The following is a 26,407-nucleotide window of genomic DNA, read 5'->3' as shown; positions in this document are numbered from 1 at the left end:
CACCTAAGGTTGGCGCGCCGCAATGCAAACCCTGTTGCAGCCTCTCAATAGGATGTGAAAGTTCGTGGCGCAGGGCACCCCGGAACGGAACGGGCGGGCCGCATCGCAACCCGCCCGTTTTCACGCAGTTGAGCCTGTCCGTCAGTTCGCGGGTGCCGTGCTGCGATCAGCCGGCAGTTCGAAGCTGCGCAGGTAGTCGAAGAACTGGCTGTCAGGCTGCATCACGATCGAGGAGTTGCCACCGCGCAGGGCCCGCTCGTAGCTGGTAAGGGACCGGGTGAAGGCAAAGAACTCCGGGTCCCGCCCGAACGCCTCGGCATAGATGGCGTTGCGGGCGGCGTCAGCCTCACCTCGCACCACCTCGGCGTTCTTGCGGGCCTCAGAGGTGAGTTCCACCACCGTCCGGTCGGCGCTCGCGCGCACGCGCTGCGCCGCCTCGTTGCCGCGCGCGATCTCGTCCGCCGCCTCGCGCTCGCGCTCGGCGCGCATCCGCGCGAAGGTTGCCGCAAGGTTCTGTTCCGGAAGATCCGTGCGGGTCAGGCGCACGTCGATGATGTCGATGCCAAGGCTTGCGGCCTCGCGGCGGGCACGGTCACGGATCTGGTTCATCAGGGCGGTCCGGTCCTCGGACAGCACCCGGTTCGATGGCACGGCACCCAGAACCTCGCGGATCGCCGCGTTCAGGATACGGTCCAGCCGGACTTGCGCAGCGCGCACACCCTCGGTGCCGACCGATTCGCGGAACTCGATCAGGTTCACGATCCGCCAGCGGGCAAAGGCATCGACCACCAGGCGGCGGTCATCGAGCGGGGTAACCTCGAGCGGTTGGGTCGCCAGCCCCAGCACCCGGCCGTCATAGCGCACCACCTCCTGGATCAGCGGCACCTTGAACCCCAGACCGGGCGCTTCCTTGACCTGGCGCACCTGCCCGAATTGGAGAACAAGCACCTTCTCGCGCTCGTCCACGATGAAGATCGAGGACAACGCGGCGGCGGCGACAACACCCAGAATGGGCAGGATAAGCGCAGAACGTGCCATCAGTTGTTCCCCCCGGTCACGGCGCCCGCGCCGACCTGCTGGCCGGCCCGCGACAGTTCGTTCAGCGGCAGGAACGGCACAACGCCCTGCCCCCCGCCCTCGCCCCCGGTCACCCCGTCAAGAATGACCTTGTTCATGCTGCCAAGCACTACTTCCATGGTCTCCAGGTACATCCGTCGCCGTGTCACGTCAGGCGCCTTCACGTATTCCTCATAGACGGCGAGGAAGCGGCTCGCCTCACCCTGCGCGTTGTTCACCACCTGCGCACGATAGGCCTCGGATTCCTCCAGCAGCCGCGCGGCCTCGCCGCGGGCACCGGCCGTCACCCGGTTGGCGTAGGCGTCCGCCTCTTTCTCAAGCCGGTCGCGTTCCTGCTGGGCGGCCTGAACCTCGCGGAAGCTGTCGATCACCTCGCGGGGCGGGTCGGCCTTGTCAAAGTTCACGCGGATCACGCTGATCCCGGCGTTGTAGCTGTCCAGCGTCCCCTGCACCGCGGCGCGCAAGTCGCTAGCGATCACGCCACGGTCACGGTTCAGGATCGGGGAAAGCTCTGACCTGGCGATGATGTCGCGCATGGCCGATTCCGAGACCGCGCGGATCGTGTCCGCCGGATCGGCAAGGTTGAACAGGAAGGCCGCCGGATCGGACACGTTCCAGACCACCTGGAATTCGATGTCCACGATGTTCTGGTCGCGCGTCAGCATGAGGCCCGAATCCATCGCACCGCCACGGCCGGTGCCGATGTCGGTCTGGCGTTCGCCTGTCACCTGAACGATTTCCGCGGTGACGAGCGGCCAAGGGGCAAAGTTCAGACCCGGGTTGCCGACCGCCGAGAACTCGCCAAGAAACAGCTCGACCGAGCGCTCTTCGGGCCGCACCGTGTAGAACGACGCGAAGGCCCAAAGGCCGATCGCGGCAAGCCCGCCCAGCAACAGTCCGTTGCGCGAGAACATCGGCCCCATCGGGCCGCCCCCGCCGCCGCCCGAGCCACCGCGGCCGCCGCGCCCGCCCATCAGCACGCGCAGCTGTTCCTGGCCCTTCTTGACGATCTCGTCGATCTCGGGGATTGCGGGCTGGCCCTCGCCGGGGCGGCGCGGTCCGCGCGGCCCCTGATCGCGCCGGTCGTCATCGCCACCGCGGTTCCCGCCGCCGCCCCCCCAGGGACCTCCGTTGCCTGACATGCCTGTTCCTCTCCTGGAGCTTTGGCCCTTAACTGGTCATCCGGACGGCAAATTCAAGCGCTGTCAGCCGCGCCTGACGGGTTGCCGCATGGTGACCAGTTCCTCGGCCATGGTTGGATGGACCGCGACCGTCCGGTCGAAATCCTCTTTCGTGGCACCCATCTTCACCGCGATGGCGGCAAGCTGGATCATCTCGCCCGCCTCCGGTGCGACGATGTGGCAGCCAAGTACCCGGCGCGTCGACGCGCTGACGATCAGCTTCATCAGAACCCTGTCCGGTGTTCCGGCAAAGGCCGTGCGCATCGGCCGGAACGAGGTGCAATAGACCTCGATCTCCTCACGCTCGCGCGCCGCCTCCTCGGTCAGGCCGACGGTGCCGAGTTCGGGTTGCGTGAAGACCGCCGACGGGATCAGGTCATGATCGACCGGAGTCTGCACACCGCCAAACACCGTCTGCGAAAAGGCCGTGCCTTCACGGATCGCGACGGGCGTCAGGTTCACACGGCTGGTCACATCGCCGATGGCAAAGATCGAAGGCACGGAGGTCTGGCTGTAGCTGTCCACCTGCACCTCGCCACGCCGTCCGATCTGGACGCCCGCCTCGGCGAGACCCAGTCCGTCGCTGTTCGGACGGCGCCCGGTGGCGAAAAGCACGGCATCGAAGACCTTCGTCTCGCCGTTCGTCGCCTTCACCCAGACGGGCCCGCCCCGCGCGCCCTGCGGCAGAAGATCGGCGGCGTCCCGTGCCATGGCACCAAGGTCGGCGCCGCCGCCCGTCACGATGCCGGACAGCGCCTGATCGGCAGAGGCGGACGCCATCTCGACGATGTTCGTGCCGCAATGCAGCGCGATGCCACGCGAACGCATGGCCTCGGCCACCAGTCCGCGCGACTCGTCATCAAAGCCACGCAGGATCTGGGCGCCGCGGTAGTACTGTGTCACCGCAACGCCAAGGCCGTTCAGGATGCAGGCCATTTCGCAGGCGATGAACCCGCCGCCGACGATCAGCATCGACTGCGGCAGGCGGTCCATCAGGAACACGTCGTCAGACACCATACCAAGATCGGCATTCGGAAGATCCGGTCGTTCCGGGCGCCCACCGGTCGCGATGAGGACATGTCGCGCGGTGATCCGCGCGCCCGTATCCAGCCGAACCGTATGCGCATCCTCGACCACGGCACGGGCATCGTGGATCGCCACGCCCGATCCCTCAAGCAGACGGCGATACACACCCTCCAGCCTGTCGAGTTCGGCATGAAGCTTGCCCCGGAATGCCGGCCAGTCAAAGACACCGTCAGGAATGTCCCAGCCGTAGGCGCGCGCCTCGCCCGGCATCTCGCGGAAGGACGAGGCAAAGACCATCAGCTTCTTGGGCACACAACCGCGTATCACGCAGGTCCCGCCCATCCGGCTGGCCTCGGCCAGGACGACCTTCGCGCCGTAGCCGGCCGCAACACGCGCCGCGCGCACGCCGCCCGAACCGCCGCCGATCACAAAGAGGTCGCAGTCGAAATCCGCCATATCCCCACCCTGCCACCGACCCGCTATTTCACACAAAGTCGCGCAACGCCAGCCGCCGACCCGGCAGACACCTCAATCGAGGTCGGCAAAGATGTTCGCGGGCGGCACGAATTCCACCCGGTCGTCCTCGGTCGTGCCCGCGTTGATGTCGCGCACCACCACCCGGCCGTCGCCGTGCCCGATCACGACGATGTCGCAGATGTCGATGAACAGCCCGTTCTCCACCACGCCCGGGATCTGGTTCAGCACAAGAGCCAGTTGCCGAGGGTTGCCGATCCGCTTCAGGTGCAGGTCAAGGATATGGTTCGCCTCATCCGTGACCAGCGGCGCCGGGCCGTTCATGCGCAGCGACACGTCGCGGCTGAGCACATCCATCGAGACAAGCGTTTCCTCGATCAGCGCCTTGGTCGTCTGCCAGCCGAAAGGGATCACCTCGACCGGCAGCGGGAAGGCCCCGAGGCACGACACCTCCTTTGCGGCATCTGCGATCACGATCATCTGGTCCGACGCGGTCGCCACGATCTTTTCCTGCAGCAGCGCGGCGCCACCCCCCTTGATCAGGTTCAGATCGGCGTCGAACTCGTCCGCTCCGTCAATCGTCAGGTCCAGCCATTTCGCCTCGTCGAGGCTCATCACCGGAACCTTCAGCTGTCGCGCAAGATCGGCGGTGCGGCTGGACGTCGGCACCCCGGTGACGCGGAGCCCCTCTTCCCGGATGCGCTCCGCCAGGCAGCGGACCATCCAGGCAGCGGTCGATCCGGTACCAAGTCCGACCCGCATGCCGCCCTCGACATATTGCACCGCGCGCTGCGCGGCCAGGAACTTGGCCTTGTCGATGGGGGAAAGCTCGGCTGCCATGGCGATCTCCGGTCGTGCGTTCGCGGCGGTTATACCAGAGGCGCCACATTGGGCGAGGGGCAATCGGACCGTAACGCCTGCGGCGCGTTTTCCGGTCTGACGCGGTTCCCCGGTGAAATGACAGGCGGCGAAGGTGCAGGTTTCTGTTGCCAGGTACCTGCGAACCCCGCCTTACGCGGCTAGGCGCAAGGGCTTAGGTTTCGATGTTCCAGCTGCTTACGCAGCGAGAGCCACCGGAGCACGGTTGTCGTTGGCAACTATGCAATTTGCACCGATGACGGTGGTAGCTCACCGAGCGAAAGCTGGCCCCTTTAGACGTTCGTCGATCCTGTTTCGGCCCCGTCCTCCCGGCCAACGCCCGGGTGTGATGGTGGAGCCGCCGGGTACCGCCCCCGGGTCCGATCCGCGTATTACGGGTGCGTTTATCGCCATAGTTCCGGTTGCCCGGCACGCTTTGAATATAGGATGCACCGGGGCCCGCCCGCAAGCCCTGCCCGGAATCCGGCTTTGACCGTTGATCCGACTCGCCTTGCATGGATTAATCCCGCAGCCGCGCGGGTTGTGCGGTTTTTTCGAAGCGGAGGATTTCGGATGCGGTTGATTGCCTTTGGTGCGGGCGGTGCCCTTGGTGCTGTCCTGCTTGCGTTTGCGCCGTCGATGGCGTCTGCGCAGGATCTGCCTGCCTGCGGGCGCTACCCCGTGGCGGATGACACCTACACCTGCGCCTGCCCGGCCAATGCGCCGACGCGGTCTGCCTGGGGCAGCGGGCCCTACACGGCCGACAGCGACATCTGCACGGCGGCCCGCCATGCCGGAATGATCACCGAAGAGGGCGGCGCCGTCATGGCGTTCAAGCTTGACGGCATGGCCGAATACCCGGGCAGCGCCATGAACGGCGTCACCACATCCCGCTGGGGCCGCTACAACGTGTCGATTGCCTTTGCCCCGGTCGCAGCCGAGACCGAGGTGGCGGCAGGTGGCACCTGCAGCACGCTCGGACCCGATGTCGAGACGCGCTGCACCTGCGAGGCAAACGGCGTGAACCATGCGATCTGGGGTGCAGGCCCCTACACCACCGACAGCGACCTGTGCACGGCAGCCCGGCATGCGGGCGCCATCGGACTGGCGGGTGGAGAGATCAGCGTGATCAGGGCGCCCGGTCTGACCTCGTACAAGGCGACCGAGCGCAACGGCATCCTGTCGATGGAATGGGGCCAGTACGGCGAAAGCTTCATCGTGAACGCCAACAACTGATTGCAACGCAAAGGGCCGCGCCTTCCCGGCGCGGCCCCCCCATATCCGTCAAGCCGGTGGATCAGAACCCGGCCTTGATCTTCTCGAATTCTTCCAGCATCCGGTCGCGCACTGCGGTCGGGATGGGCGTCTGGGCCAGAAGCGTCGTGTCGATCGGGTTCACATCGGCGGCCGTCAGTTCCTCGGTCGAGATCTCGGCCATGGCGGCATCGTTGGAATGCGCGTAGCCAAAGTTCTCCAGAAGCCCGCGGGCGGACCCGTGGTCGAGCCAGGCGTTGATGAAATCATAGGCCTTGTCTTCCGACCCCGGCGCGTCCTTGATGTTGACATAGCCGCAGAACCATGACGATGCGCCTTCGGCGGCCTGCCGCTGGAAGCCCACCGGGAATCCTTCCTCACGCATCAGCGCGATCGAGTCGTTCCACGACCAGGCAACCAGAACCTCGCCGGTCGCCATCAGTTGCGCCAGTTCCGACGGGTCGGACCAGTAGGCGCGGACATTGCCATGCGCCGTGCGCAGCCAGGCGGCGGCAGCCTGGAACTGTTCCTCCGTCACGTCGGTCCAGTCGGTCACACCGGTGGCAAGCAGGGCGAGCGCGAACACGTCGTCGGTGTTGTCGGGCAGAGACATGCGGCCCGCATACTTCGGATCGTGGAAGACCTGCAGGCTGGCCACGTCCGCCTCGGGAACCTGATCGGTATTCCACGCGATCGCGGTGTAGGCATAGTCGGTCGGGATGTACCAGACGGTATCGCCATCCACGAAGGTCGTGCTGGCCTTGAAGCGGGGTGCGATGTTCGGCCATTCCGGGATCCGGCTGACATCCCAGGGCTCGATCAGACCGGCATCGCGGTACTTCGACACCATCTGCGAGCAGGGATGCACGACGTCGGCCTTGAAGCCCGAGGCGACCTTCTGGAACGCCTCGTCGTCATCGCCGAATAAGGCGTAGGTCGGGCCCTGCCCATGCTTGGCGAGATAGCCCTCGATAAGCGCGGATTCCTCGAAACCGGCCCAGTCGAACACGATCAGTTCGGGGTCGGCGGCAAGCGAAGGCGTGGCCAGGCCTGCGGCAAGCGCGGCTGAGGCCAGAAGATGGCGGCGAAAGGACATCGGTGCTCCTCGTCTGTCGGTGGCGGTTGGTCCGCTGTGTCTCGGGCCGGCCCTTCCCCTGGCCGTGCCGATTGCAGCGAAACTAGGTGAGGTGCTGCCGGCCCTCAAGGAAAAGTCGCGGCAGAGGGCATCATTTGCGCAAAGTTGATGCACAGCCCGTGCCAGATGCGCCGTCCCCTTGTGCGACATCGCCACACGAGCGGACTTGCAGGCGCCGTTCCGCCGGGCAAGGATCGTGCGCACCGCTGCAGGGAGTCACAGATGAACGCCGTTTTGCCCGCCCTCGACACCGCCTGGGTTCGGCGCCAGTTTCCCGCGTTCTCCGACCCGCTGACAGCCGGGCACGCGTTTTTCGAGAATGCCGGCGGCTCCTACCCTTGTCGCCAGGTGGTGGACCGGCTGACCCGGTTCTACACGTCGCGCAAGGTGCAGCCCTATGGGCCCTACCCCGCCGCGCAGGCGGGCGGCACGGAGATGGACGAGGCGCGCGCGCGGCTCTCGGCACTGCTCGGCGTGACCCGCGAGGAACTGAGCTTCGGCCCGTCCACCAGTGCCAATACCTTCGTTCTGGCGCAGGCCGTCCGCCAGTGGCTGCGGGGCAAGGACGCGGCCATCGTCGTGACCGATCAGGACCACGAGGCCAACAGCGGCGTATGGCGCCGTCTGGCGGATGAAGGCGCAGAGATCCGGGAATGGAAGATCGACCCGGCCACCGGTCATCTTGACCCTTCTCGCCTGCGCGACCTGCTGTCGGACGGCAGGGTGCGGCTGGTCGCCTTTCCGCATTGCTCGAACGTGGTGGCCGAAATCAACCCGGTCGCCGAGATCTGCGCCATGGCCAGGGCGGCGGGCGCGCGCACGGTCGTGGATGGCGTCAGCTATGCCCCGCACGGCTTTCCGGACGTTGCGGCCCTCGGTGCAGATGTCTACCTGTTCTCTGCCTACAAGACCTACGGGCCGCATCAGGGGATCATGACGATCCGCACGGATTTCGGTGCGGAACTGCCCGCGCAGGGGCACTGGTTCAATTCAGGGTGCCTGTTCAAGCGGTTCACGCCCGCCGGGCCGGACCACGCGCAGATCGCCGCATCGGCCGGCATGGCGGATTACATGGACGCGTTCTACGCCCACCACTTCGGCCGCACCGCCGCCGCCAGCCCCACCGCCCGTGCCGCCGCCGTGCATGACATGATGCGCAGCACCGAAGAAAGGCTGCTGGCCCCGCTTCTGGAACGGCTCGCGGCGCGGAACGATCTGCGGCTGATCGGCCCGGCCGACGCCGCGCGGCGGGCACCGACGGTTGCCGTCGCGCTCGACCGTCCGGCCGAAGCTGTGGCCGAAGCGCTGTCGAAGCGCGGGATCGCCTGCTGGGCGGGGGATTTCTATGCCGTGCGGCCGCTGACGGCGATGGGGGTCGACATGTCGAAGGGCGTGCTGCGCCTGTCCTTCGTGCACTACACGACCGTGGACGAGGTGGCGCAGTTGATCGCGGCGCTGGACGAGGTGCTGTAGCGCCCCGTCAGCAGTTCGGAACATTGACGGCCAGCCCGCCCAGCGAGGTTTCCTTGTACTTCTCGTGCATGTCGCGGCCGGTCTGGCGCATGGTCTCGATGCATGCGTCGAGACTGACAAGGTGCTGGCCGTCACCGCGCAGTGCGAGGCTGGCGGCCGACACCGCCTTGATCGCACCCAGCCCGTTCCTTTCGATGCAGGGCACCTGAACCAGGCCCTTCACGGGATCGCAGGTCATCCCGAGGTGGTGTTCAAGCGCGATCTCGGCCGCGTTCTCGACCTGCTCCGGTGTTCCGCCCAGCACCGCGGCGAAACCTGCGGCGGCCATCGCGGCGGCGCTGCCGACCTCGGCCTGACAGCCGCATTCGGCGCCACTGATCGAGGCGTTGTGCTTGCACAGCCCCCCGATCGCGGCGGCGGTCAGCAGGAAGTCCCCCACCTGCCGCGGACTCGCCCCGGGCACATGGTCCAGCCAGTACCGGATGACGGCAGGCACGACGCCCGCCGCGCCGTTGGTCGGCGCCGTCACAACCTGCCCGCCGGCGGCATTTTCCTCGTTCACGGCCATGGCATAGAGGCCGATCCAGTCGTTGATGGTGTGCGGCGCCGTCAGGTTCCGCCCGCGTTCCGCGAGCAAGGCATCGCGGATGCCCCTGGCGCGGCGACGCACCTTCAAGCCACCGGGCAGAATACCGTCCCGCGCCACGCCCCGGTCGATGCAGGCGTTCATCACCTCCCAGATCCGTGCGATGCCACGGTCCAGTTCGCTGGCGCTGCGAACGGTCAGTTCGTTCGCCCGTTTCATCCCCGCAACCGACAGCCCCGATGCGCGCGCCATCTCGAGCATCTCGGCGGCCGTCTCGAACGGATAGGGCACCTCTGCCCGCGCACGGCCCTTGGCGCCGCCCGATGCCGCGAGTTCATCCGCCGTCAGCACAAAACCGCCGCCGATCGAGTAATAGGTTTCCTCCAGGATCACGTCACCTTGCGCATCGGTGGCCCGCAGGATCATGCCATTCGCATGGCCCGGCAAGGCCGGGCCATAGTCGAACAGCAGGTCACGCCCGGGATCGAAGGACAGCGGCGGCAGGCCCGGGGGCGCGACCATCCGGGTGTCGCGGATCGTTGCAAGCGCGGCCTCGGCCTTTTCGGCATCATAGGTATCTGGCGCGAACCCTGCGAGGCCCAGGATCGTCGCGCGGTCGGTCGCGTGCCCGACGCCGGTGAAGGCCAGCGACCCGTGCAGCGAAACCCGCAGCCCGCGCGCCACAAAGGGCGAACCGCGCAGCCGGTCCAGAAACCGCGCGGCGGCCACCATCGGCCCCATCGTGTGGCTGGACGATGGGCCGATCCCAACCTTGAACATGTCGAATACGGAAAGGAACATGGCGGGTCAGCCTTGCGGACGGGTGAACGGGGTGCTGCCCAGACCTTCCTCCGCGGCGACCGCACGCGCGGCGGCCCGCGTTTCGGTGGCGGCCAGCAACGCGCTGAGGGCGGGAAGCTGCGACAGGTCAAGAGCATCGGCAGGATCGGCCGGAAAGGCCTGCACCCACCGCAGCAGCACGGCGACGTAGAAGGCCAGCGCAGGCCATGCGATCTCGGGCTCCACCGAAAGCGCCGCGTCGAGAACCGGCAATACCTCGCGCAGCCGCAGGGCGGCGGCACGCCCTGCCGCGGCCGACGCCTCGACCCCCGCGGCCCGTTCGGGATGAACCACCTGCATCGCCAACGGATGCAGCGTATTCGTCGTGAAGGCGAACCACGACAGGAACGCGCCGCGCCGCGGGTCGCCGGGCGGGGGCGCAAGCCCCGGATGGCGGTCGGCCAGCCACATCAGGATTGCCGCAGTCTCGAACACCGGGCCTTCCGGGGTTTCTAGCGCCGGGATCAGGCCGAACGGGCTGATCCGCAGGAAGCCCGGGGTCACGCGGACATCGCGCGCCTCGTCCTCCCAGACGATGGCGAACGGCGCCGCGATCTCGACCAGGGCCAGATGAATGATGGTCGATGCAAAATCGGGAATCGCATGAAGGGTCAGCATCGCATCCTCATGTGGAACTCCCTTCGGGCGGACGCGTCGGCACCGGCGCCGAGAACGGCGCATCCCCCAGACCTTCGGCCCGTGCAACTGTCCGTACCGCGGGGCGGGATTCAAGTGCTGCGGCAACCCGCATCAGCGACGGGTAGGCCGCGGCGTCGAACCAACCCGCCTGCCCGCGGGGATAGATCACCGACCACCGCATCAGCGCCGCGACATAGGGGGCCAGCACCGACGGCGGCGTGAACAGGTCGGGACTGTCGGCGCCGGCATCGTCAAGCAGGCGGAAATGCCGCTGCATCCGCGCCACCATCAGCGCCCGATGCCCTACACGGCCCGCATCATCGGCATACTGTGCCGGATAGAACACCTGTCGCAGGTCCGCGTGTGCCGTATTCGACAGGAAAAACAGCCATCTGAGAAAGTCCCCCCGTCGCGGCGCCTGCGGTGCGGGCGCAAGGCCCGCCTCGGGGTGCCGGTCGGCCAGCCACAGCAGGATCGCACCGGTTTCAGAGATCGGGCCATCGGGGGTTTCCAGGGTCGGGATCAGCCCCGCCGGATTCAACCGCCGGTACGCCGCGCTGTCCTGCGCCCGGATCCGGCGGTCGACGAGCGCGGGCCGATACGGCAGGACCGCCTCCTCAAGCACGATCCGCACGATCATCGAGGCGTTGTCGGGGGCGTAGTGCAGGACGTACATGCGGGCTCCGGGCCGGAATTGCCCGACCATCGCAGGCCGCGCCCCCGGCAGCGAGACAAAAAGCGACCGCCCGCAACGGCCCGGCGCCATCCGGCCGCCGGAGCAAACACAATTCCGCCATCTGCGGTGCCCGGGGGCTTGCCAGCCGGACGGGGTCACCCGACCATCGCAGGATGTTGCGCCGCGCCACCCTTGCCCTCTTGCTTGCCAGTGCCGCACCGGCCGGCGCCTGCGACACCGCGCTGCTGCTGGCCGTGGATATTTCCGGCTCGATCGATGCCGGCGAATATGCCGTTCAGATGCGTGGGCTGTCCGATGCGCTGGCCGACCCGGCCGTCGCGGAGCTTCTGGTCGCGGGCCAGGTGGCACTTGGCGTCGTGCATTGGTCGGGCGTCGGACGACAGGCCTTTGTCATGCCCTGGCAGCGGATGCTGACACCGCGACATGTCACGGCCTTTGCCGACCGCGCCGGTGCGCTGCCCCGCGCCTTCACCGCCTCCGATACCGCGGTGGGCGAGGCGCTGGCGTTTTCGGCCGCGCAGTTCGCGGCGGTCCCGGACTGCCGCCGCCGTGTCATCGACATCTCGGGCGACGGGCCCGAGAACGCAGGCCATACCGTGACGCGCGCCCGCGCCGCCGCCGTGGCGCAGGGGATCGAGATCAATGCGATCGCTATCGAGGACCCCGGGCCGTCGTCGCCTGTCAGCCGGTTCTATGCCCGATGGGTGATCAGCCCCAACGGCTTCGTCATGACCGCGCCCTCGGTTGATGCCTATCCCCGGACGCTGCGCGCCAAACTGATCCGCGAACTCGACAAACCCAGCAGCTAGACGGCGGCACGCCGGGGCATTGACCCCGATCGTCCCGCCGCTATCCCTGCCTGCACCGCGAATCGTCGGACGGCCCCGGGGAAGAGATCGACCATGACCGAAACGCACCGCGCGGCCCCGACCCTGGCAGATGTCACGCAGGTTTTCGGGCGCATCGGCGTCACCTCGTTCGGCGGCCCTGCAGCACAGATCGCGATGATGCACCACGAGCTGGTGGATCGCCGCCACTGGCTGACCGAAGCCGAGTATCTGCGCGCCCTTTCGTTCTGCATGATGTTGCCGGGGCCCGAGGCGATGCAGCTTGCGACCTATGCGGGATGGCGGCTGCACGGAACGGCGGGCGGCCTGATCGCGGGCCTGCTTTTCGTGGCGCCGGGGGCGCTCGTGGTGCTGGCGCTGGCCATGGCCTACGCCGCCTTTGGGCAGGTGCCGCTGGTCGCCGCCCTGTTCGCGGGCGTGCAGGCGGCGGTCCTGGCGATCGTGCTGCATGCCCTGTTGCGGGTGGCGCGCAAGGCGCTCCATACGGGGGCGCACTGGGTCTTGGCCGCACTTGCGTTCGCGGCGCTGTTCCTGTTCAACCTGCCCTTTCCGGTGGTCGTGGCCGCCGCCGCGCTCTGGGGGCTTGTGACGACGCGCGGCGCGGCCGTCACGGGCCCCCCGCTGCCGCCGCAGGCGCTCCGCGCGGCAATCGGGCGCATCGCGATCTGGGGTGCGGTCTGGCTGGTTCCGCTCGCTGCGCTCGGACTGGCCGAGGGCGGGTTGCTTTGGGAAATCGGCCTCTTCTTTTCGCAGCTTGCGGTGATGACATTCGGCGGCGCCTATGCCGTGCTCGCCTGGATGACACAGGCCGTCGTGCACGAGAAGGGCTGGCTCAGCCTGCAGCAGATGATCGACGCGCTCGGACTCGCCGAAACCACCCCCGGACCGCTGATCCTTGTCACCGAATTCGTGGGCTACCTGGCGGGGCACCGGGCAGGCGGTGTCTGGCTGGGCGCCGCAGGGGCCGCAACCGCGCTCTGGATGACCTTTGCACCCTGTTTCCTATGGATCTTTGCGGGCGCCCCCTTTGTCGAACGCCTAGCCACAGCGCCGCGGCTGTCCGGTGCGCTGGCCGCGATCACGGCAGCAGTCGTGGGGGTGATCGCCAACCTCTCGGTCTGGTTCGCCCTGCATGTCGTCTTTGCGCGGGTCGGGCTTCTGCAGGCCGGACCACTGCGCGTCGCCCTGCCCGACCCATCGTCGATCGACCTCGTTGCACTCGCCCTGGGGCTGATCGCAGGATGGCTGATCCTCGTCCGGCATGCCGGAATCCTGGCCACGCTGGCCCTTTGCGCGGGCCTGTCGGGCGCGATCTCGTTTCTCGTCTGATCAACCTCCCCGCCCCCTTCCCATCCGGGGGGAATCCCCTATGCTGACCCCCGAAAGGCGAGGAACGGCCATGGCGCGCGGCATCGACTACGGCAACCTGATGCACCGGGCGATGCGCGGACTGATCCAGTCCGTCCTGTCGGATGTTGCCGAGAACGGGCTGCCGGGTGCCCACCATTTCTTCATCACCTTCGACACCACGCACCCCCGGGTCGAGATGGCCGACTGGTTGCGCGCGCGGTATCCGGCCGAGATGACGGTTGTGATCCAGCACTGGTTCGAGAATCTGCAGGTCACCGATGACGGGTTTACCGTCACGCTGAATTTCGGCAACCAGCCCGAACCGCTCGCCATTCCCTTCGACGCCGTCCGCACCTTCGTTGACCCCTCCGTCGAGTTCGGCTTGCGCTTCGAGACGCATGAGGACGAGGATGACGAAGAGGGCGAGGATGACGACGACCTGTCCGAGGCGCCGCCCCGTCAGGATGCCGAGGTCGTCAGTCTGGACAAGTTCCGGAAATAGCCTGCGCGGCGGTATGCGACGGCATGCCGATTGATTTCCCGTCCCCCTGCGGCTAGTCCCCTTGCGACAATCCGCAGCCGGAGGCCACCATGTCCGCGACCCGTACCGAAACCGACAGCTTCGGCCCGCTCGAGGTGCCTGCAGACAAGTACTGGGGCGCGCAGACGCAGCGCTCGATCATCAACTTCCCGATTGGGTGGGAACGGCAGCCCGTCGCGATCGTGCGGGCGCTTGGTGTCATCAAGAAGGCCTGCGCCCTTGTGAACATCGCGCAGGGCGACATCCCAAGGGATCTGGGCGAGGCCATAGCCGCAGCGGCGCAGGAAGTCATCGACGGAAAGTTCGACGACAACTTCCCGCTGGTCGTCTGGCAGACCGGATCGGGCACGCAGTCGAACATGAATGCGAACGAGGTGATTTCGAACCGCGCGATCGAGATGCTGGGCGGCGCGATGGGGTCGAAGAAGCCCGTGCATCCGAACGACCATGTCAACATGGGTCAATCGTCCAACGACACCTTCCCCACCGCGATGCATGTGGCCATCGGAATGATGGCGCGTGACGTCTTGATCCCGGGGCTGGAGAAGCTTTCGGCCGGGCTTTGGGCCAAGTCGGCCGAGTTCAAGGACATCATCAAGATCGGCCGCACGCATACGCAGGACGCCACGCCGCTGACACTGGGGCAGGAGTTTTCGGGCTATGCCACGCAGGTTGACAAGGGCATTGCGCGGGTGAAGGCCTGCCTGCCCGACATCTACGAACTGGCGCAGGGCGGCACCGCTGTCGGCACCGGCCTGAACACCCGCGTCGGCTGGGATACCCGCGTGGCGGCGCAGATCGCCGAGATCACCGGCCTGCCCTTCGTCACCGCCCCGAACAAGTTCGAGGCCCTTGCCGCGCATGACGCGATGGTCATGTTCTCGGGGGCGCTGAAAACCGTGGCGGCCAGCCTTTTCAAGATCGCCAACGACCTGCGGCTTCTGGGTTCCGGCCCCCGTTCGGGCCTGGGCGAGCTGATCCTGCCCGAAAACGAACCGGGTTCGTCGATCATGCCCGGCAAGGTGAACCCGACGCAGGCCGAAGCGCTGACCATGGTCTGCGCGCATGTCATGGGCAACGACGCGGCGGTGGGTTTCGCGGGGTCGCAGGGGCATTTCGAACTGAACGTCTACAACCCCATGATGGCCTACAACGTGCTGCAGTCCATGCAGTTGCTGGGCGATGCTGCATCGTCCTTCACCGACAACATGGTGGCGGGCACCCAGGCCAATATCGCGCGGATCGACAAGCTGATGAACGAGTCGCTGATGCTGGTTACCGCGCTCGCACCGACCATCGGCTATGACAATGCCACCAAGGTCGCCAAGACAGCCCACAGGAACGGCACCACGCTGAAGGAAGAGGCCATCGCGCTTGGCTTCGTCGACGCCGAGACCTTCGACCGCATCGTGCGGCCCGAGGACATGATCGGACCGAAGGGCTGAGGGTGGGCGAGGTCGTCAACCTGCGTAACGCCAGGAAGCAGGCGGCCCGCAAGGCCGCCCGCGCCAGGGCGGACGAGAACGCGGTCCGCTTCGGCCGGACCGCCGCCCAGAAGGCGCGCGAGGCGCAGGATACCGCCCGCGCGCGGGCGGAACTCGACGGCAAGCGGATCGGGCATGAAGCATCCGACGAATGATCGCCCCGGCCCGAAAAAACTCTGCCCACCCCAACACCAACGCCAGCGCGGGCGGTCAGGGTCGGCCGGGCAGTAGCGTATCGCAATGACCACGCGACCCGAAAAGCATTCGCTCACCCTGCGCGGCCACCGGACCAGCGTGTCGCTGGAACCCGAATTCTGGGCGGCATTCCGCGAGATCGCCGATGCGCAGGGCTGCGGAATCAACGCGCTTGCCGCGCGGATCGATGACGCGCGCGGGCCGGACATCGGCCTTGCCTCGGCAATCCGTGTCTTCGTGCTGAACCATTGGCGGCGCTGACCGGTCAGGCCGCCAGATCGTGCCGCAGTATCGCCGCCTCGGCCGTCGTCAGGCAGCGTCTGGCGAAGTCGCCATAGGCCATCGGATCACCCGCCACCTCGGGCAAGATCGCCTCGAGCGCGAAACGGTCATGCGGATCAAGCGTGTCAAGCGCCGCTGCCCCTGGGTGGAAGCTTTCGGTGGCCAACCCGTTTGCCCAGACAACCTCGTGCCGTTCCAGCAGGACATGCACATAGGTCACCTCGCGCGCGGCCAGATCGACCGTGATGGACCCGCCGTTGACCAGGTCGGCCGCCGCCACCAGAACTTCCTCGGCGTTGAACAGCGCACGCGCCGCAGGGCCGCGCACCAGCATCCGGTGACGCGGTGATACCAGAAGGTCGCGGTCTGGCCGGCCGACCCCCATGGCACCGGCACGGAACCGAACCGGCCGCAGGTGCGGCATGGCGTAGAGCCTTGCGCCGGTCATCCGGCGACGTCCGGTCCACAGCACCTCCTGCGGGCCGTCGTCACGCGTCTGTATGCGATCGCCGGGACGCAGATCCTCGATCCGCACGCTGCCACCGGCAGTGCGCAACAGCGTGCCCGGCGTGAAGCAGATTACCCCGGCCTGCGTCGCGGGATCGGCCACCGGCGCGTCACCCAGCGACGACCGCACGATCCAGAGATCGGTGTCCGGTGGTGGCAGGTCGCCCGCAAACATCACCAGCCGCGCGCCGGTATCCGCCACCTCGATCACCGTGGCGACATGGCACGTCCGCCCATCCGTCAGGACAAAGCCGCGATCCACCATCGCCTCGGCCCCAGCCATCGCGGGTTTCGGCACGGCCCCGTGGACCGCCTCCCCCACCAGCCGCCGCACCATGCGCGCCGCCCGCGCACGCAATTCCGCCCCGCCCTCGGCCCCGGTCAGAGGGAGGATCTCGGGCACCCCGTCAACCCGCACGGCCTGACCCGTCCAGCGCCACGCGGCGCCGGGGGCGATCATGCTGACAGGGGCAGCGCGAAGGCCGTCCACTTCCGTCTGAGACCAGGACATGACGAACGTCGCCCGAAAGCCCGTTCCCATCGCCTGTATGCCTGCTCGTTTTTTGTCGTTTGTGCACAAAGGTTAACAGGACGAACTTCACCTGAATAGGGCAGAAAAGACACAATTGCCGGAAAGTCGTGCAGGAGGTGGATCAGAACCTGATCCGCGCGCGAATCGACCCGACCATCTGTCCGTCATGCTGCCCCTCGAACTCGGGGCCCAGATGCGTCAGGCCATAGAACAGCTCCGAAGTCGCGCCCTGCCAATGCACCCCGGCGCGCAGCCGGTGGCGATTTTCGCGGTGGGCAGGCCCGCCGGCAGGCAGCAGCGCGCTGTCGAACACCCGCGCCACGTCGCCCCCGAAGGTAAAGCTGAACCCGGGTGCCTCGGGGCCCCGGATGCCGTGATAGCGCTGGCCGGTGGTGGTGTCGCGCAGCATCAGGGCGCCGGTCCCGAACCGGCCGACGGTGACATCCGCGCCGCTCCGCACGAAGGTCTCGATCCCCGCCTGCGCCTCGACAAAGGGACGGACGACCGTGCCGCCCAGGGCGAACGCGCGTCCGACCTCGACCGAGGCGGTCGGATGGATGCCGTTCGGGATCTGGCGCGACAGGTCGGGCTTCGGCAGGTCGAAGATGCCGTGCGCCCAGGACTGGAACCGACCCAGGCCCGTGCCCGGCCCCGTGCCGACCAGATCGAGGCCCAGCCGGGTCTCGAACCCGCTCATGTCGAAATGCGTGTGGACGCCGATCGACAGAAGGCCCGCGTAGCGCCGGTCGCCCGCAGCGGGACGGCTCAGGTTCTCGGGCGCCACGATCTCGGCCCGCAGGCGGTACTCCAGCATGTCGCCGAACCGCGCAGGGGCAGCCCCGCGCCAGTCGCTGCCGCGCACCATGCTTACGGTGTAGGCGCCCGTGCGCCACCGGTCGCGCGCATCGCCAAGGCCATCGTTGGAAAACAGCCGGCCAAAGCCCAGCGTGGTGCGATCCTGCGCGATCGCCGGTGCGGAAAGCATCGGAAAAAGCGCGATCAGCGCGGGGAGAACCCATCTCATCTCGAACCCCGTTCGTGTCAGGCCCCCCAGCCTGTTCCGGGATTTACCCCGAACCGCCCGCCGCCGCTAGTGCGCGCGGGACACATGCTGTGAACATCGCCCCGGAAGGTCCGGGCAACGCTCGAAAAAGCTGTTTACGCACGGCCTTGGCCCGGTCCGTCACCACGTGGCGCTTTCAAAACCTGTGCGGGTTTGCTTTACTCTCGCCACATTGTTCCGTGGGAGAACCTGTTATGAGCTTCGGAAAGATCATCAAGGAAGTCACGAAACACGCAAAGACCATTACCAGCGACAGCAAGGACCTCGCCAAGGTCGTCAAGGACCTCGAGGACAAGATCGGCGACACGGACAAGCCGAACAACGAAGTTCAGCAGAGCATGAAGAAGCTGTCCGAGACGATGAAGAAGATCTCGGACCTTCAGACCGAGGCGAACAAGATCTCGCAAGAGGTGATCAAGAACGTGCGCTGACGGTTCAGGTCAGTTTCCGCCCAGCAGACGGTTCAGCGCACGCCCCGCCTCATCGCGCAACGCCTCTTCCGCCCGGCGCTTTGCCGCATCCTCCAGGCTTTCGCCGTCCTGACGCACGACGCCCAGTTCCTCGGCGGCCTTGGCCTCTAGCTGGGCCCTGGCCTTTGCCTCTGCCTCCTTGGCACGCGCTTCCAGCCGCGCCCGTTCCTCGGCAAGTTCCTGATCGGCAAGCGCCTTCAGATCCAGCCTGAACCGCGGGTCGGACCACGGCCCGGACACGATCAGCGGCACCCGGACGCCGCCCGTGCCATCCTCCTTGGTCAGGGCCGTCGGCGTGATGCGGTAGTCGATCACCTGCGCCCCGAGCCCCACGGTGCCCTGCCCGGACGCCGTGACATAGGGTGCGGTCATCCGCAGGTCGTCATTGCGCAACACGCCATTCTCGACGGTGAAGCTCGCGCTGAGCCCGTTGAAGATCGTGGTCTGCCCTGGCCCGACATAGCTGGCATCCAGCCGGCGCAGCATTCCCAACAGGTCAAAGCCGCGCAGTTCGCCCTGGCCAAGAACCACGCGACCGTCACCCTTCAGCGACGCCATGATCGTCGCCATGCTGTCGCCGACGCCCAGGAACTTGACCCGCAGGTCTCCGTTGGAGATCAGCCGGTCATATCCGGCAAGCTGCGACAGCAGCGGCTGCATCGCCAGCCCCGCCAGCACCAGATCACCGCCGACAGACAACCCCCCGCGCCCGTTCACCACGAACTGCCCGGAAATCTGGCCGCCGAACGCCTGCAGTTCGCGTGCCTCGATCACGGCGCGCGCCCGGTCCACGGTCAGCATCATCCGCAGCGGCCCGGCCCTTGTGCCGCCAAGGTCAACGGTCTCGGCCGTCAGCGCAACCTCGGCATCCAGGGTCGCAAGCGCCGATACGTCGATGCGCTCGCGGCTCCAGCCCGCATCGGTTCCCGCGTCGCCCCCGCCATCGCCGCCCCCGGTCATGCCCGGCATGGTCAGCGTGCCCGCCTGCACCTGCGCCGCGAGTTTCGGGCGAGGCCCGTCAAGGGTCAGATCGGCGGCAACGGCGATGCGGTTGCCGTCCAGCGTGACCGCAGCATCCCGCAGATGCAGCGAACCGGCCGGCGCAAGCGTCACCTGCCCGGTCATCTCGCGCAGGCGCCGCCCCATCCCCTCAGGCAGGTCGGGCGGCGACTGCCCGGTCAGCGCGGCAACAGCGCGCATGTCGGCGAGGTTCAGCGCCAGGCGGCCCTCGGCAACCGCCGGAACCAGCCCGGCGCGCCCGTCGAAGTCCGCCGTGCTGCCGCCCGCGGCAACGCGCAGCGAAACGCCGCCGACCCCGCCCGCCAGCAGGGTTGCGGCATCCGCCAGCTCTGCCGAAAGCCGCAGCGGCGTATCCGCCATCCGGCCTTCGGCGGTCAGCGTCAGGGGCGCATCGGGGGCGGGCCAGGCGGCCTCGGCCGCAATCCCCTCGACGGCGATGCGCGTAGCCGACGCATGGTCGATCCACAGCACGGCCGCATCCGTCACGACCAGCCGGTCCCAGCCGGTCACCGTGCCATCCGCCGCAGCACCTGTCCCGTCGCCCGGCGGAGGCGCAGGGTTGCCGCCGAGGTTCCAGTTCTCCCGACCATCCGCGCCGCGCTCCAGCACCAGCCGGGCGCCCCGCAGATCGATCTGGCGGATCTTCACCTGGCCCCGCAGCGCCGCTGCCACATCAAGCGCGACCGACAGGTCCTCGGCGACAAGCATCGGCCCTTCGCCGGACCAGTCGGCATTGGCCAGCGTGACACGGCCGGTGGAAATGCCTATCACCGGCCACAGCGTCGGACGCACATCGCCCTCGACCGTCAGCGTCCGGCCGGTCAGCCGCTGGAACTCGGTGCCGGCGGCGCGCGCGATGACATCGGCCGGTATCAGCCACAGCGCGGCAAACGCCAGCCCGACAAGCACGACGATCACCGACAGGCCCCGCAGGATCAAGCGCATGGCCACCCCACTTTCCACCAGATATGGAAAGTGTAAGGCGCAGGCACCCCCCGGGGCAAGCCATCGCCACCCTCCGCCCGAAAAGGTGAGCGAACCGCCGCCGTGCGCCCCCCTGTTCGCGGCGCCGCCCCCGCGCTATACCGCGCGCATGACCACGAACCCGCCCCTTCTGCGCCCCGATCTGGCACGCGCCTCGGTCCCCGACACACCCCGTCGCGACGGGCAGCCGACAATCGGAATGGTCAGCCTCGGCTGCCCCAAGGCACTGGTCGACAGCGAACGCATCCTGACCCGGCTGCGCGCCGAGGGCTATGCGATCAGCCCGAACTACCACGGTGCCGATGCGGTGATCGTGAACACCTGCGGCTTTCTCGACAGCGCCAAGGCCGAAAGCCTCGACGCCATCGGCGAGGCGTTGCGCGAGAACGGCCGGGTGATCGTCACCGGCTGCCTCGGGGCCGAACCCGACTACATCACCGGTGCGCATCCCAAGGTGATGGCCGTCACAGGCCCGCACCAGTACGAGGCGGTTGTCGATGCCGTCCACGCCGCGGTGCCCCCCGCGCCGGATCCGTTCATCGACCTTCTGCCCGCGTCATCGGTCAGCCTCACGCCGCGCCACTACAGCTATCTGAAGATTTCCGAAGGCTGCAACCACAAGTGCCGGTTCTGCATCATCCCCGACATGCGGGGGCGTCTGGTCAGCCGCCCGGCCTTTGCGGTGATGAAGGAGGCCGAAAGGCTGGTCGCGGCGGGCGTGCGGGAACTGCTCGTCATCAGCCAGGATACCTCGGCCTATGGCGTCGACCTCAAGCATGCGGAGGACCGCGGGCACCGTGCCCACATCACCGACCTTGCGCGCGATCTGGGATCGCTGGGTGCATGGGTGCGGCTGCACTATGTCTATCCCTACCCGCATGTGCGCGAGCTGATCCCGCTGATGGCCGAAGGTCTGGTGCTGCCCTATCTGGACATACCGTTCCAGCACGCCCACCCCGACACGCTGAAGCGCATGGCCCGGCCTGCCGCCGCGGCCCGGACGCTGGACGAGATCGCGGCATGGCGAGCGATCTGCCCTGAGCTGGCGCTGCGGTCGACCTTCATCGTGGGCTACCCCGGCGAGACCGAGGCCGAGTTCCAGACCCTGCTCGACTGGCTGGACGAGGCGAAACTCGACCGGGTCGGCGCCTTCCGCTACGAGAACGTCAAGGGTGCGCGGTCGAACGACCTTCCCGACCACGTGCCCGACGAGATCAAGGAAGACCGCTTCGCCCGGTTCATGGAAAAGGCGCAGGCGATCAGCGCCGCGAAACTCGCGGACCGGGTGGGGCAACACCTGACCGTCATCGTGGACGCCGTCGATACCGAGGGCGCGACCTGCCGCACCATGGCCGATGCCCCCGAGATCGACGGGAACCTGTTCATCGACGAAGGTTTCGCAGGCCTGTCTCCCGGCGACATCCTGACGGTCGTGGTGGACGAGGCCGGGGAATACGACCTTTGGGGCCGCCCCGCCGCAGGTTGACGCAGGGGCAACCGCGCGGTTCCGGACGCATCCCACTGGACATGACGCGTGCAGCGGGTAACTTCGGCCCATGCCACAACCTTGCACGACATGCGGATCCCCGCCGGTCATTTGCCCCCTCGGGGGCGCAGCATGACGTCGGACCCCGGGCGCGACAGGCTGCTGCCCGCACCGGGCCACGCCGCGGCGGCGCTCGTCGAACTGCGGGCCGGACTTGCCGGACTGATCGGCGCCGATCTGTCACCGGGCGAACGGCAAAGCCTGATCACCGCCCTGGCAGCGGCGGAACGCCTGCGGGACATCGTCGGGGGCCCCGATCCGCAGTTTCCCGGCACGCATCCCGACATCGACCCCGCCGCCTTCGATCCCGCACCGCTCAACCGGCTTTTTGCACTGATCGGCCCTGCCGATGCGGCCGACCTGACCACCCGCCTGAAGGCGGATCTCGAAACCATGCGCCGCGGCATCGTCACGGCCTTCGGGCCGCCGCCGGACGTCGCCACGCTGCGCCGCCACGCACACAGCCTGATCGCGGTGGCCGGAACCTGCGGTGCCACCGGCCTGCACCGCGCCGCGCTCGCGCTTCAGGCGGGTTCGGACGCCACGCTTCACCCCGAACTGCCCCTTCTGATCGAGGCCTGTTTCGACGCCATCCTGGCCCGAATCAACACCGGCCTCGGCAGCCAGGCAACATGACAAAGGCGGCGGCACGCACCCTGCCGGATACCGGCCCCGACATCCTGGTGATCGAGGATGCGCTGTCGCTGCAACTCGTCTATCGCGCCCTGCTGATCGAGGCCGGGCACCGCGTCCGCACCGCAGGAACCGCAGCCGAGGCCATGCGCGCCTTCGAGACGCACCGCCCCGCCGCAATCCTGCTCGACCTGATGCTGCCCGATCGCGACGGCCTTGACCTGCTGCGCGACCTCCTTGCGCGGGAACCGGGGCTGAAGGTGATCGTGGTCACCGCCAACGGGTCGATCCAGCGTGCGGTCGATGCGATGCGGGCGGGCGCGCACGATTTCCTCGTCAAGCCGGTGGACGAGACGCGCTTTGTCGCCGCCGTCGCCAATGCGCTGCGCAGCGCGCCGCCTGCGCCCCCGCCCCGCATCGCCGCCGCAAATCCCGCCGGCATGATCGGCACCTCGCCTGCCATCCGGCGGGTCGACGCGATGATCCGATCGGTGGCGGGGTCGATGGCCACGGTGTTCATCACCGGCGAAAGCGGCACCGGCAAGGAACTGGCGGCGCTTGCCGTGCATCAGCATTCCGGGCGCGCCAACGGACCCTTCATCGCGCTGAACTGCGGGGCGATCCCGCAGGACCTGCTGGAGTCCGAGGTGTTCGGCCATGTGAAGGGCAGCTTCACCGGCGCCGTGTCCGACAAGCCCGGCGCGGCGGTTGCCGCCGACGGTGGCACGCTGTTTCTGGACGAAGTGTGCGAGATGCTGCCCGCGCTGCAGACCAAGCTGCTGCGATTCCTGCAAACCTCCACCGTCACCCCGGTCGGCGCGGTGCGGCCGCGCAAGGTGAACGTCCGCATCGTCTGCGCCACCAACCGCGATCCGCTCGACGCGGTCCGCCGGGGCCTGTTCCGCGAAGACCTCTACTACAGGCTCTATGTCGTTCCGGTCCACATGCCGCCGCTGCGCGAACGGCTGGGCGATGTGATCGAGATCGCCGAGGCCGCCCTGCAACGTTTTGCCGAAGAGGAAAGCCGGCATTTCGACGGGCTTTCACCCGAGGTGCAGGCGCTGTTCCGCGCCCATCGCTGGCCGGGCAACGTGCGGCAGGTGCTGAACGTCATCCGCAACATCGTGGTGCTGAACGATGGCGGACAGGTCACGCTCGAGATGCTGCCCGAGAGCTTCGTGGCAGAGGCCGCCGCGCTGGCCCGCAGCGCCGGGGCCTCGGCGCGGGCGCTGTCAGGGGGCGATCCCTTTGCCGGGCTGACACTCGCGCAGATCGAACGGCAGGCGATCATGGCGGCGCTCGACCGTCACGGGGGGTCGGTGCCCCGCGCCGCGCGCGAGCTCGACCTGTCGCCCTCCACGCTCTATCGCAAGCTCGATGCCTGGGGTGAGGGCCGCACCTGACGGCACCCGAACGTCAGACGAATTGCTCGCGGATCAGCCGCTCGTCCAGCCCGTGCCCCGGATCAAACAGGATGCGGTGGCTGACCGTCCCGTCGGATCGCACCGTCACACGCCGTACGCTTCGCACCGAATGGCGGCTGTCGGCATCCGCCATCACCGGGCGCTTCTCGGGCTCCAGAATCTCGAAGGTGACCTCGGCCGACTTCGGCACAAGGGCGCCGCGCCACCGACGCGGACGGAATGCCGCCACCGCCGTCAGCGCCAGCACATCCGCCCCGATGGGCAGGATCGGCCCGTGCGCCGAATAGTTGTAGGCGGTCGAACCGGCGGGCGTCGCCACCAGGGCCCCGTCGCAGACCAGTTCGCCCAGCCGCTCGCGCCCGTCGATCAGGATGCGCAGCTTGGCCGCCTGCGGCCCTTCGCGCAGCAGGCTGACCTCGTTGATCGCCAGCGCCCGGTGCAGGATGCCGTCGGCATCCAGTGCCTCCATCACCAGCGGGTTCAGCACCTCCTCCACCGCCGCCGCCACCCGCGCGGCCAGGCCCTCGGCGGCGTAGGCGTTCATCATGAACCCCACCGTGCCGCAATTCATGCCATAGACCGGCACGCCGAGCCCCTGCACCGCCGACAGTGTCTGCAGCATGAACCCGTCGCCGCCGAGCGCCACAATCACCTCGGCCGCCTCGGGCGGATGCTGGCCATGGACATCGGTCAGTTCAGTCAGCGCCGCCTGCGCGGCAGGCGCCGGGCTGGCCAGAAAGGCGATGCGCTCCATGGGCTCCTTCCCTCCGGCAACGCTGCCGGACCTGCGGCAGTCTTGCCCGCCCCCCGCCCCGGGCACAACCCCGCCCGTGCGGCCTTCGCGGGTGCCTGCATCTGCGTCGCTTTCGGCGCTTTTCGCCGGTGCCGTCCTGCTCTATCTGTGCGCCACCCCCGGAACAGGAGCCGCCCATGAACGCCCCCGCCGATGCCCCGCACCGCGATCCCGGTTTCTTCACCGACACGCTGGCCACCCGCGACCCCGCGCTTGCCGCCGCGATGGCGGCCGAACTCGGCCGCCAGCGCGACGAGATCGAACTGATCGCGTCGGAGAACATCGTGAGCCGCGCCGTGATGGAGGCTCAGGGCGGCGTGATGACGAACAAATACGCCGAGGGCTACCCCGGCCGCCGCTATTACGGCGGCTGCCAGCATGTCGACGTGGCCGAGAACCTGGCGATCGACCGTGCCCGCCAGCTGTTCGGCTGCGCCTTCGCGAATGTCCAGCCGAACTCGGGCAGCCAGGCCAACCAGGGCGTGTTCACCGCGCTCCTGACCCCCGGAGACACCATCCTTGGCCAGAGCCTCGACGCCGGCGGCCACCTGACCCACGGGGCCAGGCCGAACCAGTCGGGCAAGTGGTTCAATGCCATCCAGTATGGCGTCCGCCGCCAGGACCTGACCATCGACTACGACCAGATCGCCGCCCTGACCGCCGAACACAAGCCGAAGATGATCATCGCCGGGGGCAGCGCGATCCCCCGCCACATCGACTTTGCCCGCATGCGCCAGATTGCCGACAGCGTCGGTGCCTTCCTGCTGGCGGACATCGCGCATTTCGCGGGCCTGGTGGCTGCCGGGCTGTATCCCGATCCGTTCCCGCATGCCCATGTCGTGACCACCACCACCCACAAGACGCTGCGCGGCCCCCGCGGCGGCATGATCCTGACCAACGACGAGGACATCGCGAAAAAGGTCAACGCGGCGATCTTCCCCGGCATCCAGGGCGGCCCGCTGATGCATGTCATCGCCGCCAAGGCCGTGGCCTTCGGCGAGGCGCTGCGCCCCGAGTTCAAGACCTACCAGGCGCAGGTCATCCGCAACGCCCAGGCGCTTGCCGATCAGCTGATGAAGGGCGGGCTCGACATCGTGACCGGCGGAACCGACTGCCACCTGATGCTCGTCGACCTTCGGCCCAAGGGCGTGAAGGGCAATGCCACGGAAAAGGCGCTCGGCCGCGCCCACATCACCTGCAACAAGAACGGCATCCCCTTCGACACCGAAAAGCCCACGGTCACCTCGGGTATTCGCCTTGGCACGCCCGCAGGCACCACCCGGGGCTTCGGCGAGGCCGAATTCCGCCTGATCGGCGATCTGATCGTCGAGGTGGTGGACGGGCTCGCGGCCCATGGCGAGGATGGCAACAGCACCGTCGAAGAGGCGGTGAAGGCCAAGGTCGCGGCGCTCTGCGCCCGCTTTCCGATCTATCCGGGTCTCTGAACCGGGACGCCGGGGGGCACACCCCCGGCCACCCGCCGGACCGGCGCGCG

General features: G+C 67.9%; 25 protein-coding genes and 1 other RNA gene. 13 read left to right on the top strand and 13 right to left on the bottom strand.

Going from position 1 to position 26,407, the window contains the following annotated elements; all coding sequences use genetic code 11:
- Positions 1–141: 141 nt before the first annotated feature.
- From KF887_09035 to ssrA, 5 genes are all read right to left on the bottom strand, one after another.
- Positions 142–1,038 (bottom strand): protease modulator HflC, encoded by an 897-nt coding sequence (locus tag KF887_09035; protein ID QYK43217.1) that lies wholly within the window; start codon positions 1,036–1,038, stop codon positions 142–144.
- Positions 1,038–2,219: an FtsH protease activity modulator HflK gene (gene hflK / locus KF887_09030; GenBank protein QYK43216.1), complete on the bottom strand. Its 1,182-nt coding sequence runs from the start codon at positions 2,217–2,219 to the stop codon at positions 1,038–1,040. Before hflK ends, KF887_09035 begins: the two co-directional genes overlap by 1 nt.
- A gap of 63 nt (positions 2,220–2,282) precedes the next feature.
- Positions 2,283–3,740, bottom strand: coding sequence for an FAD-dependent oxidoreductase (locus KF887_09025; GenBank protein ID QYK43215.1), 1,458 nt, complete (start codon positions 3,738–3,740; stop codon positions 2,283–2,285).
- Positions 3,741–3,812: 72 nt separating this feature from the next.
- Positions 3,813–4,598 carry a ribose-5-phosphate isomerase RpiA gene (rpiA, locus tag KF887_09020; protein ID QYK43214.1) on the bottom strand — a complete coding sequence of 262 codons (786 nt, stop codon included), beginning with the start codon at positions 4,596–4,598 and terminating at the stop codon, positions 3,813–3,815.
- Between the two features lie 132 nt (positions 4,599–4,730).
- Positions 4,731–5,088: a transfer-messenger RNA gene (ssrA, locus tag KF887_09015) on the bottom strand.
- A 101-nt stretch (positions 5,089–5,189) separates the two neighbouring features.
- On the opposite strand from ssrA, the gene KF887_09010 reads away from it, so the two are divergent.
- Positions 5,190–5,852 carry a hypothetical protein gene (locus KF887_09010; protein ID QYK43213.1) on the top strand — a complete coding sequence of 221 codons (663 nt, stop codon included), beginning with the start codon at positions 5,190–5,192 and terminating at the stop codon, positions 5,850–5,852.
- A 61-nt stretch (positions 5,853–5,913) separates the two neighbouring features.
- Here KF887_09010 and KF887_09005 read toward each other — a convergent pair whose 3' ends face one another.
- A complete protein-coding gene (locus tag KF887_09005; protein QYK43212.1) occupies positions 5,914–6,966 on the bottom strand; it encodes an extracellular solute-binding protein in 1,053 nt (350 codons plus the stop codon).
- Positions 6,967–7,239: 273 nt separating this feature from the next.
- Here KF887_09005 and KF887_09000 point away from each other — a divergent pair, with 273 nt between their 5' ends.
- Positions 7,240–8,478 (top strand): aminotransferase class V-fold PLP-dependent enzyme, encoded by a 1,239-nt coding sequence (locus tag KF887_09000; GenBank protein QYK43499.1) that lies wholly within the window; start codon positions 7,240–7,242, stop codon positions 8,476–8,478.
- A gap of 7 nt (positions 8,479–8,485) precedes the next feature.
- Here KF887_09000 and KF887_08995 read toward each other — a convergent pair whose 3' ends face one another.
- The 3 genes from KF887_08995 to KF887_08985 are packed head-to-tail and all read right to left on the bottom strand — an operon-like array spanning position 8,486 to position 11,219.
- Positions 8,486–9,865 (bottom strand): L-serine ammonia-lyase, encoded by a 1,380-nt coding sequence (locus KF887_08995; protein QYK43211.1) that lies wholly within the window; start codon positions 9,863–9,865, stop codon positions 8,486–8,488.
- A 6-nt stretch (positions 9,866–9,871) separates the two neighbouring features.
- On the bottom strand, positions 9,872–10,522 hold the full coding sequence (locus tag KF887_08990) for a glutathione S-transferase family protein (GenBank protein QYK43210.1): 651 nt from the start codon (positions 10,520–10,522) through the stop codon (positions 9,872–9,874).
- Positions 10,523–10,529: 7 nt separating this feature from the next.
- Complete coding sequence (locus KF887_08985; protein ID QYK43209.1) at positions 10,530–11,219, bottom strand: glutathione S-transferase family protein; 690 nt, start codon at positions 11,217–11,219, stop codon at positions 10,530–10,532.
- A 173-nt stretch (positions 11,220–11,392) separates the two neighbouring features.
- Here KF887_08985 and KF887_08980 point away from each other — a divergent pair, with 173 nt between their 5' ends.
- The 6 genes from KF887_08980 to KF887_08955 all read left to right on the top strand — a co-directional run bounded on the left by KF887_08980 (position 11,393) and on the right by KF887_08955 (position 15,919).
- On the top strand, positions 11,393–12,049 hold the full coding sequence (locus KF887_08980) for a DUF1194 domain-containing protein (GenBank protein QYK43208.1): 657 nt from the start codon (positions 11,393–11,395) through the stop codon (positions 12,047–12,049).
- A gap of 93 nt (positions 12,050–12,142) precedes the next feature.
- Positions 12,143–13,417, top strand: coding sequence for a chromate efflux transporter (chrA, locus tag KF887_08975; GenBank protein ID QYK43207.1), 1,275 nt, complete (start codon positions 12,143–12,145; stop codon positions 13,415–13,417).
- A gap of 70 nt (positions 13,418–13,487) precedes the next feature.
- Positions 13,488–13,940 carry a hypothetical protein gene (locus tag KF887_08970; protein QYK43498.1) on the top strand — a complete coding sequence of 151 codons (453 nt, stop codon included), beginning with the start codon at positions 13,488–13,490 and terminating at the stop codon, positions 13,938–13,940.
- Positions 13,941–14,029: 89 nt separating this feature from the next.
- Positions 14,030–15,424 carry a class II fumarate hydratase gene (gene fumC, locus KF887_08965; protein QYK43206.1) on the top strand — a complete coding sequence of 465 codons (1,395 nt, stop codon included), beginning with the start codon at positions 14,030–14,032 and terminating at the stop codon, positions 15,422–15,424.
- A 2-nt stretch (positions 15,425–15,426) separates the two neighbouring features.
- Positions 15,427–15,618: a DUF4169 family protein gene (locus tag KF887_08960; GenBank protein QYK43205.1), complete on the top strand. Its 192-nt coding sequence runs from the start codon at positions 15,427–15,429 to the stop codon at positions 15,616–15,618.
- An 85-nt stretch (positions 15,619–15,703) separates the two neighbouring features.
- Positions 15,704–15,919 (top strand): ribbon-helix-helix domain-containing protein, encoded by a 216-nt coding sequence (locus KF887_08955; protein ID QYK43204.1) that lies wholly within the window; start codon positions 15,704–15,706, stop codon positions 15,917–15,919.
- Positions 15,920–15,923: 4 nt separating this feature from the next.
- Here the strand turns inward: KF887_08955 and KF887_08950 are convergent, their stop codons facing one another.
- Together KF887_08950 and KF887_08945 are read right to left on the bottom strand one after the other, a co-directional pair.
- Positions 15,924–16,988 (bottom strand): Hint domain-containing protein, encoded by a 1,065-nt coding sequence (locus tag KF887_08950; GenBank protein QYK43203.1) that lies wholly within the window; start codon positions 16,986–16,988, stop codon positions 15,924–15,926.
- Between the two features lie 112 nt (positions 16,989–17,100).
- The gene (locus KF887_08945; GenBank protein ID QYK43202.1) at positions 17,101–18,003 is read right to left on the bottom strand and encodes a DUF2219 family protein; all 903 of its coding nucleotides are present in this window, start codon (positions 18,001–18,003) and stop codon (positions 17,101–17,103) included.
- 233 nt (positions 18,004–18,236) lie between these two features.
- Between KF887_08945 and KF887_08940 the strand changes: the two genes are divergently transcribed.
- Positions 18,237–18,473, top strand: coding sequence for a hypothetical protein (locus KF887_08940; GenBank protein QYK43201.1), 237 nt, complete (start codon positions 18,237–18,239; stop codon positions 18,471–18,473).
- A gap of 9 nt (positions 18,474–18,482) precedes the next feature.
- On the opposite strand, the gene KF887_08935 is transcribed toward KF887_08940, so the two are convergent.
- On the bottom strand, positions 18,483–20,477 hold the full coding sequence (locus KF887_08935) for an AsmA family protein (GenBank protein ID QYK43200.1): 1,995 nt from the start codon (positions 20,475–20,477) through the stop codon (positions 18,483–18,485).
- A 148-nt stretch (positions 20,478–20,625) separates the two neighbouring features.
- Between KF887_08935 and rimO the strand changes: the two genes are divergently transcribed.
- From rimO to KF887_08920, 3 genes are all read left to right on the top strand, one after another.
- Positions 20,626–22,002: a 30S ribosomal protein S12 methylthiotransferase RimO gene (rimO, locus tag KF887_08930; protein QYK43199.1), complete on the top strand. Its 1,377-nt coding sequence runs from the start codon at positions 20,626–20,628 to the stop codon at positions 22,000–22,002.
- 132 nt (positions 22,003–22,134) lie between these two features.
- Positions 22,135–22,698, top strand: a complete 564-nt coding sequence (locus KF887_08925; protein QYK43198.1) for a hypothetical protein — start codon at positions 22,135–22,137, stop codon at positions 22,696–22,698.
- Positions 22,695–24,098, top strand: coding sequence for a sigma-54-dependent Fis family transcriptional regulator (locus tag KF887_08920; GenBank protein QYK43197.1), 1,404 nt, complete (start codon positions 22,695–22,697; stop codon positions 24,096–24,098). Before KF887_08925 ends, KF887_08920 begins: the two co-directional genes overlap by 4 nt.
- 13 nt (positions 24,099–24,111) lie before the next feature.
- On the opposite strand, the gene KF887_08915 is transcribed toward KF887_08920, so the two are convergent.
- Positions 24,112–24,873, bottom strand: a complete 762-nt coding sequence (locus KF887_08915) for an NAD kinase (protein QYK43196.1) — start codon at positions 24,871–24,873, stop codon at positions 24,112–24,114.
- Between the two features lie 176 nt (positions 24,874–25,049).
- On the opposite strand from KF887_08915, the gene KF887_08910 reads away from it, so the two are divergent.
- Complete coding sequence (locus tag KF887_08910; protein ID QYK43195.1) at positions 25,050–26,357, top strand: serine hydroxymethyltransferase; 1,308 nt, start codon at positions 25,050–25,052, stop codon at positions 26,355–26,357.
- Positions 26,358–26,407: the final 50 nt, after the last annotated feature.

The organism is Paracoccaceae bacterium (genome assembly GCA_019454225.1).
Lineage (GTDB): Bacteria > Pseudomonadota > Alphaproteobacteria > Rhodobacterales > Rhodobacteraceae.
Note: the sequence above shows the minus strand (reverse complement) of the source record. Positions and strands in the feature narration are given on the sequence as shown.